Origin of the sequence: Myxococcus sp. CA039A (genome assembly GCF_013336645.1) — a bacterium.
Taxonomy (GTDB): domain Bacteria; phylum Myxococcota; class Myxococcia; order Myxococcales; family Myxococcaceae; genus Myxococcus; species Myxococcus llanfairpwllgwyngyllgogerychwyrndrobwllllantysiliogogogochensis.
In genome coordinates, this window is record NZ_JABUMQ010000393.1 from 1 (window position 1) to 9153 (window position 9153).

Below are 9153 nucleotides of genomic sequence, written 5' to 3' on the forward strand. Positions count from 1 at the left end.
CGCCCCTGTCGCCCCGTCCCCGCATCGCGGTGGTGGGTGCCGGCCCCGCGGGCCTCACCGCCGCCTATGTCCTGGCGAAGGCCGGTGCCCAGGTCGAGGTCCACGAGGGCAGCCGCGTCGTCGGCGGACTGTCACGCACCCTGGACTTGTGGAACCAGCGGGTGGACCTGGGGCCGCACCGCTTCCACACGCAGGATGCGCGCATCGACTCGCTCTGGAAGAGCGTGGTGGGAGAGGACTGGGCCACCGTCGAGTCCCATCCCGGCGTCTTCCGGAATGATGGGAAGGTGCTGCGCTACCCGCTCCAGGTGGTGGATGTGGTGCGCAAGGTGGGCCTCACCGAATCCATCCGGTGCGTGCTCGACTACGGGCGCCAGCAACTGCGCCCGCTTCCGGAGGTTCGAACGTTCGAGGACTGGCTGGTGCAGCACTTTGGCCGCCGCGTCTACGAGCAGTTCTTCCGAGACTTCAACGAGAAGTTCTTCGGACGGCCCTGCTCCGCGGTGGACGCCAGCGTGTCCGGCGCCGCGGCCAAGGACGCCTCGCTGGTCGACACCGTACTCGCCGCCTTGCGCACGGGCGCGAGCAACGCCCGGGCACGCGCCGTCAAGCAGGTCACCGAGCAGTTCCCCTACCCCCAGCGCGGCACCGGTGAAGTGTACGAGCGCATGGCCCAGTTCGTCCGCGACCACGGCGGCGAGGTGTTCCTGGAGAGCCGGGTGGAGGCGCTGGAGGTCGAGGGCCGCCGCGTGACGGGGCTGAAGTCCTCCCACGGCTCGCGGGCCTACGACTACATCATCTCCAGCGCCCCGCTGGTGCCGCTCGTGGCACAGCTTCCAGGCCAGCCCCCCGAGGTGCAACGGGCGCTCACCGAGGCGCGCGACGTGCTCACCTTCCGAAGCGCGCTCCTGGTGTACCTGGAGGTCCACGAGACGGGGCTGTTCCCCGAGTCCTGGCTGGAGATGCACACGCGCGCGGTCAGGACCTGCCGCGTCACCAACTTCCGCAACTGGGTCCCCGGACTCTACGGCGCGGAGCGCTCCACCATCCTCTGCGCGGAGTACTGGTGCTCCCAGGACGAGGCCCTCTGGAGCGAGTCCGATGAAGCCATGGCGGCGCTCGCCAGGAAGGAGCTGGAGTCCGTGGGCCTGCTGGGACCGGCCCCGGTCGGGCGATTCCACGTGGTGCGCCTGCCGCGCTGCTATCCGGTGTACCAGCCCGGCTTCCAACGCGTCCTCCAGCCCCTCCAGGAGCACCTCGACAACTTCGAGCGCCTGAGTTCCATCGGCCGCGGCGGCCGCTTCTCCTACAACAGCCAGGACGCCAACTGGCGCATGGGCCTGGAGGCCGCGGACGGCGCCAGGGCGGCGCTCGGCTTCTAGGTCTCCGGGCCATTGAGGGGAGCGTCACTCTCCGCTTCGCACCGGCGCGGGGTCCTCCAGCTCGTCCGTGAGGCCGTGCTTCGCCAGCCGGTAGCGGAACGAGCGGAAGGACAGGCCGAGCAGGTCCGCCGCGCGCGTCTTCACCCCACCCGCCTGCTTCAGCGCCGCCAGCAGGTAGCGCCGCTCGCTGTCGTCCAGGTGGCGCTCCAGATTGAAGCCGCCGCTCAACTGGGGCTCGCCGCCCTCGCCCGGACGCGCCACCGGCTCCGCCTCGCCGCGCACCGCGGGCGGCAGCGTGGACGGCCCCAGCAGGTCCGAGTCCGACAGCGTGGCCGCGCGCTCCACCATGTTCTGCAGCTGCCGCACGTTGCCGGGGAATGCGTAGCGCTCGAGCAACGCCAGCGTCTCTGGCGCGAAGCGCAGGCCCGGCCGCCCCAGCTCCTCCGCCATCCTCGACAGGAAGTGGCCCGCCAGGAGCGAGATGTCGCCCGCGCGCTCGCGCAGGGGTGGCAGCTCCAGCGTAATCACATTGAGTCGGTAGAAGAGGTCCTCGCGAAAGCGCCCTGCCTTCACTTCCGTCTCCAGCCGCCGGTTCGTCGCCGCGATGACTCGCGCCTGGAAGGGCACCTCCGCCGCGCTCCCCACCGGCTTCACCTTCCGCTCCTGGAGCACCCGCAGGAGCTTCACCTGCGTGGCCAGCGGCATCTCGCCGACTTCGTCCAGCATCACCGTGCCCTCACCCGCGGACACCAGCAGGCCCGCGCGCTCGTGCAACGCCCCCGTGAAGGCCCCCTTCACGTGGCCAAACAGCTCGCTCTCCAGCGTGCCCTCGTTGAGCGCCGCGCAATTGAACGGCAGGAAGGGCTGCGCCGCCCGATTGCCGCGCATGTGGATGCCACGCGCCACCAGCTCCTTGCCCGTGCCGCTCTCCCCCGTCACCAGCACCGTGCTGCGCCCCGGCGCCACCTTCTCCACCAGGGACCACACCGCCTGCATCCGCGCGCTCTGCCCCACCGCCACGCCCAGCCCGGGCAACAGCCGCGCGCGCAGCGTGATGTTCTCCTGCCGCAACGTGCGCTTCTCCAGCGCCTTCTGCACCAGCAGCCGCAGCTCCTCGTTGTCGAAGGGCTTGCAGATGTAGTCGTACGCCCCCTCGCGCATCGCCTCCACGGCGGCGGACGGCGTCCCGTAGGCCGTAATCAGCACGACTTCCGGAGGCTCCTTGCGCGCCCGCGCCGTGCGCAGCACGTCCAGGCCGCTGCCCGTCCCCAGCTTCATGTCGGAGATGACCAGGTCCACCCCGTCGCGCGCGAGCACCTCGCACGCGGGCTTCACCCCGGGCACGCTCGTCACCGCGTAACCCTCGCGGTGCAGCAACAGCTCCAGGTACTCCCGCATGGACAGCTCGTCGTCCACGACGAGAATGTGGCCTCTCACTCCGCTCTCTGCGGCATGCGCGGTCGTCACAGCGGCAACCCCACGACGAACTCCGTTCCCTCGGCCGGGTCCGAGCGCACGCGGATGGAGCCGCCATGCGCGCGGACGATGGAGTGCGCGGTGGACAACCCCAGTCCCGTGCCTCCGTCCCGCGTGGTGAAGAAAGGCTCGAACAGATGGCCCATCATCTCCTCGGTGATGCTTCCCGCCGAGTCCCACACCCGAATCTGCGCTTCCTTCTCGCTTCTCGCCAGCCCCACCCGCACCTCGCCCCTGGGTCCCGCCGCCTGGAACCCGTTGCGCACCAGGTTGATGAGCACCTGACGCAGCTGGTCCGGATCCACCGCGGCCGTCAGCCGCTCCTGCGCGGACACCTCCACCCGCACGTCCCGCGCCAGGGGGTCCGCCCGCAACATGTCCACCGTCTCCGCCAGGAGCGCGTCCAGCGACACCTCGCGACGCATGGGCTCCGGAGGACGCGCGAAGCGCAGGAAGTCCTCCACCAGCCGCCCGAGCCGATCCGACTCGCGCACCAGGATGTTGGTGAGCTTCTGCACCACCACGTCCCGCGAGCACTCCTGCGCCAGCAGCTGCGCGGAGCCCCGCATCGCCGCCAGCGGGTTGCGCAGCTCGTGCGCCAGCTGCGCGGAGAGCGCCCCCAGGCTCGCGAGCCGGTCCGAGCGCTCCAGGTCCTCTTCCATCCGCCGCAGCTCCGTCAAATCCTGGAACACGATGAGCAGCGCGCCCTGCTCACCCTCCAGCGGCGTCACCGACAGCCCGAGGATGATGCGCCGACGCCCCCCGTCCGTGCCCACCACCAGCTCGCCGCGCGACGAGCGGGGCGCGAGCCCCGACACTCCGGGGAGCAGCGACTCCAGCGGCTGACCGGTGCTGACCATGTCCTCCAGCTGAAGGATGCCGTGCGCGGCGGCGTTGACGTATGTAACGCGCTTCTGGGCATCGCAGGTGATGAGCCCCGACGGCATGGAGGAGAGAATCTGCTGCTGGAGCCCTCCCAACCTGCGCAGGTCCGCCTCTCGCGCGGACAGCGCGCCGCCCGTCGCGGAGAGCTGCCGGGACAGGTAGCCCGCCAACACGGCGATGAGCGCCAGCGCGAGCAGATTGCTGCCCAGCACGAAGAAGCCCCGGCTGGACAAGAGCGGCCCCAGCGGCGCGACGTCCGACAGCCGCAGCACCCCCACCAGCCCGGCGAAGGACAGCGCCGCCGCCGCCGCCACCCAGAGGGCCCCTCGCCAGTCCAGCACCACTGCGGCGCCGATGACGGCCAGGCTGTAGAGGAACGTCAGCGGGGAGTCGGAACCACCACTCAGGAACACGAGGCCCGTGGCGATGACGACGTCGCCCAGCACCTGCACCCACGCGTCCAGCCGGCCGGCCTTCTCCCGCCGCAGCCGGATGCCCACCACCACCGTGGAGACATACGCGGCGACAATGACGGAGAGCGAGAGCGAGTCTGCCCGGCTCGGCTCCTCGAGGGGCTGGAGCAGCAGGCGACCCACGGTGATGACGAGTGACAGGCTCGCCGCCACCGTGCGGAACAACACCAGCCAGACCAGGCGCGCGCGGAGCCTCTCAGACTCGTCCGCGCGCGCCCTGGCGACAGCGGAGCTACTTGATGGCACCGGCAATGGAGAAGATGGGCAGGTACATGGCGATGAGGAAGCCACCGACCACGCCGCCGAGGAACACCATCAACAGGGGCTCGATCATGGCCGTCAGCGCGCTGACCGCGGTGTCCACTTCGTCGTCGTAGAAGTCGGCGATCTTGTTGAGCATGGTGTCCATGGCGCCCGTCGCTTCACCGACGCCAATCATCTGCACCACCATGGATGGGAACACCTTCGTCTCGAGCAGCGGACCGGCGATGTTCTTGCCTTCGGAGATCTTCCCGCGAACGTAGTAGATGGCCTCTTCCACCGTGCGGTTACCGGCCGTCTTCGCCGTCACGTCGAGCGCGTCGAGGATGGGCACGCCCGAGGAGATCATCGTGCCCAGCGTGCGCGTGAAGCGCGCCACCGCCACCTTGCGGAGCACGGGACCGAACAGCGGCAACTTCAGGAAGACCTTGTCCCAGAACTTGCGGCCCCTGGGCTGCCTGTAGCTCCAGGTGAAGGAGACGACCAGCGCGGTGATGATGCTGATCACATGCAGCCAGTACGCCTCCGCCCAGGCGGACAGGTCCACCACGAACTGGGTGGGAGCGGGCAGCGCCGAGCCGAAGTCCGCGAACATGGCCGCGAACACGGGCGTCACCTTGAGCAGCAGCAGCGCCGTCACGCCGATGGCCACGAGGATGACGATGGCCGGATAGGTCATCGCGCCCTTGACCTTGCGCTTGAGCTTCTCCGCCTTCTCGCGGTAGGCCGCCAGACGGTTGAGGATGGTGTCGAGGATACCGCCGACCTCGCCGGCCGCGCAGAGCTGGATGTAGAGCTCGTCGAAGACCTTGGGGTGCTCCTTGAGCGCATCCGCGAAGGTGCTGCCCTGCTCCACCTTCGCCTTGATGGCCAGCACCACCTTCTTGAAGGCGGGGTTGTCCATCTGGTTGGCGAGGATGTCCAAGCACTGCACCAGGGGCAGACCCGCGTCGATCATCGTCGCGAACTGACGCGTGAAGACGAGGATGTCCTTGCCCGTGACGCCGCCGAAGCCCGGGAGGCTGATTTCTCCGTCCAGCGCGCTCTTCTTGCGCACCTTGACGGGATTGAGGCCCAGGGACTTGAGCCGGGCGTTGACGGCCTCGCTGTCCGAGGCCTCCATCTCGCCCTTCTTCGTCTCCCCGCTCTTGGTCTTCGCCTCCCAGAGGAACTGGGCGGTGTTCTTCTTGGAAGCTGTTGCCTTCTGGACTGCCGGTGCTGCCATGAGCTCGACCTCCGCAAACGCCGCGCGAGTCTAACCGCTGAATCTCGAAACCAGGAACTAACGACCCGTCGCTCCTCCGGCTGGTCGCTGGGTACCCGGGAGCCCGCCACCGCCAGTGGAAAGAATGTTGCGCAGCTCGTCCGGGTCGCTGGAGCGACCGAAGGCCTCGTCCTGGGTGATGAGCCGGCGCAGAAGCAGCGCCGCCAGGGCCTGATTGAAGGTCTGCATGCCGTACTTGGCCTGACCCACCTGCATGGAGGAGTAGATCTGGTGGACCTTGTCCTCGCGGATGAGGTTCCGGATGGCGGGGTTGGGAATCATGACCTCCAGGGCGAGGATGCGGCCCGGAGCGCCCGCCTTGGCCACCAGCGCCTGGCTCATCACGCCCTCCAGCACGAAGGACATCTGGGCGCGCACCTGCGGCTGCTGGTACGGCGGGAACACGTCCAGCACGCGGTTGATGGTCTGCACCGCGCTGTTGGTGTGAAGCGTCGCGTAGCAGATGTGGCCCGTCTCGGCGATGGTGAGCGCGGCCTCGATGGTCTCCAGGTCGCGCAACTCGCCCACCAGCACGATGTCCGGGTCCTGACGCAGGATGTACTTGAGGGCCGTCTTGAAGTTCCGCGTGTCCGCACCCACCTCGCGCTGATTGACGAGGCAGTTCTTGTGCGGGTGCAGGTACTCGATGGGGTCCTCGATGGTCATGATGTGCTCATGACGCTCGGTGTTGATCTTGTCGATCATCGAGGCCAGCGTGGTGGACTTGCCCGACCCCGTGGGTCCCGTCACCAGGATGAGGCCGCGCGGCTTCTTCACCAGCTCCGCCACGACGGGCGGCAGACCCAGCTCCTGGAAGGTCAGGATCTTGAAGGGAATGGTGCGGAACGCCCCGGCCACCGCGCCACGCTGCATGAAGATGTTGGCGCGGAAGCGCGACAGCCCCTTCACGCCGAAGGACAGGTCCAGCTCGTTGTCCTCCTCGAACTTGTGCTTCTGGGCGTCCGTGAGGATGGAGTAGCAGAGCTGCTTGGTCTCCACGGGCGTCAGCGGCGCCGTCTTCAAGGGGACGAGCTCGCCGTCCACGCGCAATTGCGGCGGCGAGCCGGTGGTGACGTGGAGGTCGGAAGCGCCCTTCTCGACCATCGCCTTGAGGAGCTGGTGCAGGTTGGCCACGGTGGGGATGTCCTTCGGTGAGGCTGGGGGAGGGGGTGACTAGAAACGGTCCGGGGCGGTGTTGCCGACCACTTCTTCCAGAGTGGTGAAGCCGTCCATCACCTTCTTGAGGCCACTCATGCGAAGGCTGCTCATGCCCAGACGGATGGCCTCCTGCTTGAGCTCCGCGGCGGACCCACCGTTGATGACCAGCTCCTTGAGGCCGTCCCAGAAGGGCATGACCTCGTAGATGGCCACGCGACCCCGGTAGCCGCGGTCATTGCAGTCACGGCAGCCGACCTTCTCGTACACGGTGAAGGTGCCCATCTTGTCCGGGGGGATGCCGGCGTCGATGAGGGCCTGCTCGTCCACCTTGTCCGCCGGCTTCTTGCAGGCCGGGCACAGGCGGCGCGCCAGACGCTGGGCGAGGATGAGGTTGAGCGAGGCCGTCACGAGGAACGGCTCGATGCCCATGTTGAGCAGACGGCTCACCGTGCCAGGGGCGTCGTTGGTGTGCAGCGTGGAGAGCACCAGGTGGCCGGTGAGGGCGGCCTTCACGCCGATTTCCGCCGTCTCGAAGTCGCGGATCTCACCAATCATGATGATGTCCGGGTCCTGGCGGAGAAACGAGCGCAGGCCCGCGGCGAAGTTCAGGCCGATGTCTTCATGCATCTGCACCTGGTTGATGCCGGCGAAGTTGAATTCGACCGGGTCCTCGGCGGTGCAGATGTTGGTGCCAACGTCGTTGAGGCTGGAGAGCGCCGAGTACAGCGTCGTCGTCTTGCCGGAACCGGTGGGGCCCGTCACCAGCACCATGCCGTAGGGACGGTCGATGGCTTCCTTGAACCAGGCCAGGGGCTCCGCGTCGAAGCCCAGCTTCGTCATGTCCAGCTGCAGGTTGCTCTTGTCGAGCAGACGCATCACGACCTTCTCGCCGAAGAGCGTGGGACACACGCTCACGCGGAAGTCCATCTCCTTGCCGCCGCCAATCTTGATCTTGATGCGGCCGTCCTGCGGCAGGCGTCGCTCGGAGATGTCCAGCGAGGCCATGATCTTCAAACGCGACGTAATCGCGTTGCGCAGCTTCATCGGCGGGCGCATGACCTCGTACATCACGCCGTCGATCCGGAAGCGGACGCGGAAGTCGCGCTCATACGGTTCGATGTGGATATCGGACGCGCGCTTCTTGATGGCGTCCATGAGGATGAGGTTCACCAGCTTGACGACGGGCGCGTCATCCGCGGCCTTCGCCATCTCGTCGATGTTCTCCGTCTCTTCCTTCGCCAGCTCGACTTCGTCGTCGACGTCGCCGACGATCTCCTCCATCGAGGGGCCCTTCTCCGCGTAGTAGCGCTCAATGGCCTCGCGGATGGAGACCTCCGAGGCCACCACCGTCTCGATGTTGTAGCCGGTGAGGAACTTCAGGTCGTCCACCGCGAAGATGTTGGACGGGTCGCACATGGCGACGATCAGCGAGGGACCGGCGCGATTGACGGGAATCACCAGGTGCTTCTCGGCCACTTCCTTCGGCACGAGCTTGATGATGTCCGGGTCGATGTCGAAGTCCTTCAGGTTGATGGCCGGCACGCCGTACTGCTTGGAGAGGAAGTCGGTGAGCTTCGACTCCTCGATGGCGCCCGTCTTGATGAGCGCGGTGCCGATGCGCGTGCCGCTCTTCTGCTGTTCTTCCTGGGCCTTGCGCAGCTGCTGGACGGAGATGAGATTCTCGCGGACCAGCAGTTCACCCAATCGACCGGACATTCGTGAAGCCTCTTCCTTGTGGCACAGAAGGATGAGACGGGCGGGGGCCCGCCTCGCTCTTGGGAGACAGGGGCGTTGCCTCGGGGCCCCACAGCACCTTTGGCACGGTTCCTGACAGCGAATTAGAGGGGAGCCGCGCACATCCGTCAAGGCGCCCTCTGGGGGGCCCGGACTCGCCAACCCGTTGAACAATCACGGGAAAAGTGCGTGCGTCACTCCCCGGCCCGCGCAATCACCGTGCGAGCGGCCTCCACGTCGCGCTTGATCTGCCCGGTCAGCTCCGCCACGGAGCCGAACCGCTGCTCGGGGCGAAGGCGCTCCAGGAACTGCACGCGCAGCTCCCGCCCGTAGATATCCCCCGCGAAATCCAGCAGGTGCGCCTCGATGGTGACCTCGGTGCCGCCAAAGGTGGGCTTGATGCCGATATTGGCCGCGCCCCCATGCCAGGTGCCCACGCCCTCCCCCGTGAGGAAGCGCACGCGGATGGCATAGACGCCCGGCGCGGGCCGCAGCTCGTTCTGGGTGTCCACGTTGGCGG

General features: G+C 67.7%; 7 protein-coding genes. 1 reads left to right on the top strand and 6 read right to left on the bottom strand.

From position 1 onward, the window contains the following. The coding region (locus HR086_RS41040; protein WP_174468335.1) for an FAD-dependent oxidoreductase at positions 1 to 1382 on the top strand (1382 nt) is incomplete at its 5' end. 24 nt (positions 1383 to 1406) lie between these two features. Here the strand turns inward: HR086_RS41040 and HR086_RS41045 are convergent. The 6 genes from HR086_RS41045 to HR086_RS41070 form a co-directional block, all read right to left on the bottom strand. Beyond that, the gene (locus HR086_RS41045; RefSeq protein WP_281291621.1) at positions 1407 to 2819 is read right to left on the bottom strand and encodes a sigma-54 dependent transcriptional regulator; all 1413 of its coding nucleotides are present in this window, start codon (positions 2817 to 2819) and stop codon (positions 1407 to 1409) included. Positions 2820 to 2845: 26 nt separating this feature from the next. Continuing rightward, complete coding sequence (locus tag HR086_RS41050; RefSeq protein ID WP_174468336.1) at positions 2846 to 4387, bottom strand: nitrogen regulation protein NR(II); 1542 nt, start codon at positions 4385 to 4387, stop codon at positions 2846 to 2848. Positions 4388 to 4448: 61 nt separating this feature from the next. After that, positions 4449 to 5702, bottom strand: a complete 1254-nt coding sequence (locus HR086_RS41055) for a type II secretion system F family protein (RefSeq protein WP_174453011.1) — start codon at positions 5700 to 5702, stop codon at positions 4449 to 4451. Positions 5703 to 5759: 57 nt separating this feature from the next. Continuing rightward, positions 5760 to 6875 (bottom strand): type IV pilus twitching motility protein PilT, encoded by a 1116-nt coding sequence (locus tag HR086_RS41060; protein ID WP_141648910.1) that lies wholly within the window; start codon positions 6873 to 6875, stop codon positions 5760 to 5762. 39 nt (positions 6876 to 6914) lie between these two features. Continuing rightward, positions 6915 to 8615: a type IV-A pilus assembly ATPase PilB gene (gene pilB / locus HR086_RS41065; RefSeq protein WP_141648911.1), complete on the bottom strand. Its 1701-nt coding sequence runs from the start codon at positions 8613 to 8615 to the stop codon at positions 6915 to 6917. 212 nt (positions 8616 to 8827) lie between these two features. Beyond that, a partial coding sequence (locus tag HR086_RS41070; RefSeq protein ID WP_217442152.1) for a riboflavin kinase occupies positions 8828 to 9153 on the bottom strand: 326 nt, incomplete at its 5' end.

Excerpts from the sequence above, each read along its gene's own strand:
- HR086_RS41055 (WP_174453011.1), bottom strand. The coding sequence starts at position 5,702 with ATGGCAGCACCGGCAGTCCAGAAGGCAACAGCTTCCAAGAAGAACACC.
- pilB (WP_141648911.1), bottom strand. The coding sequence starts at position 8,615 with ATGTCCGGTCGATTGGGTGAACTGCTGGTCCGCGAGAATCTCATCTCC.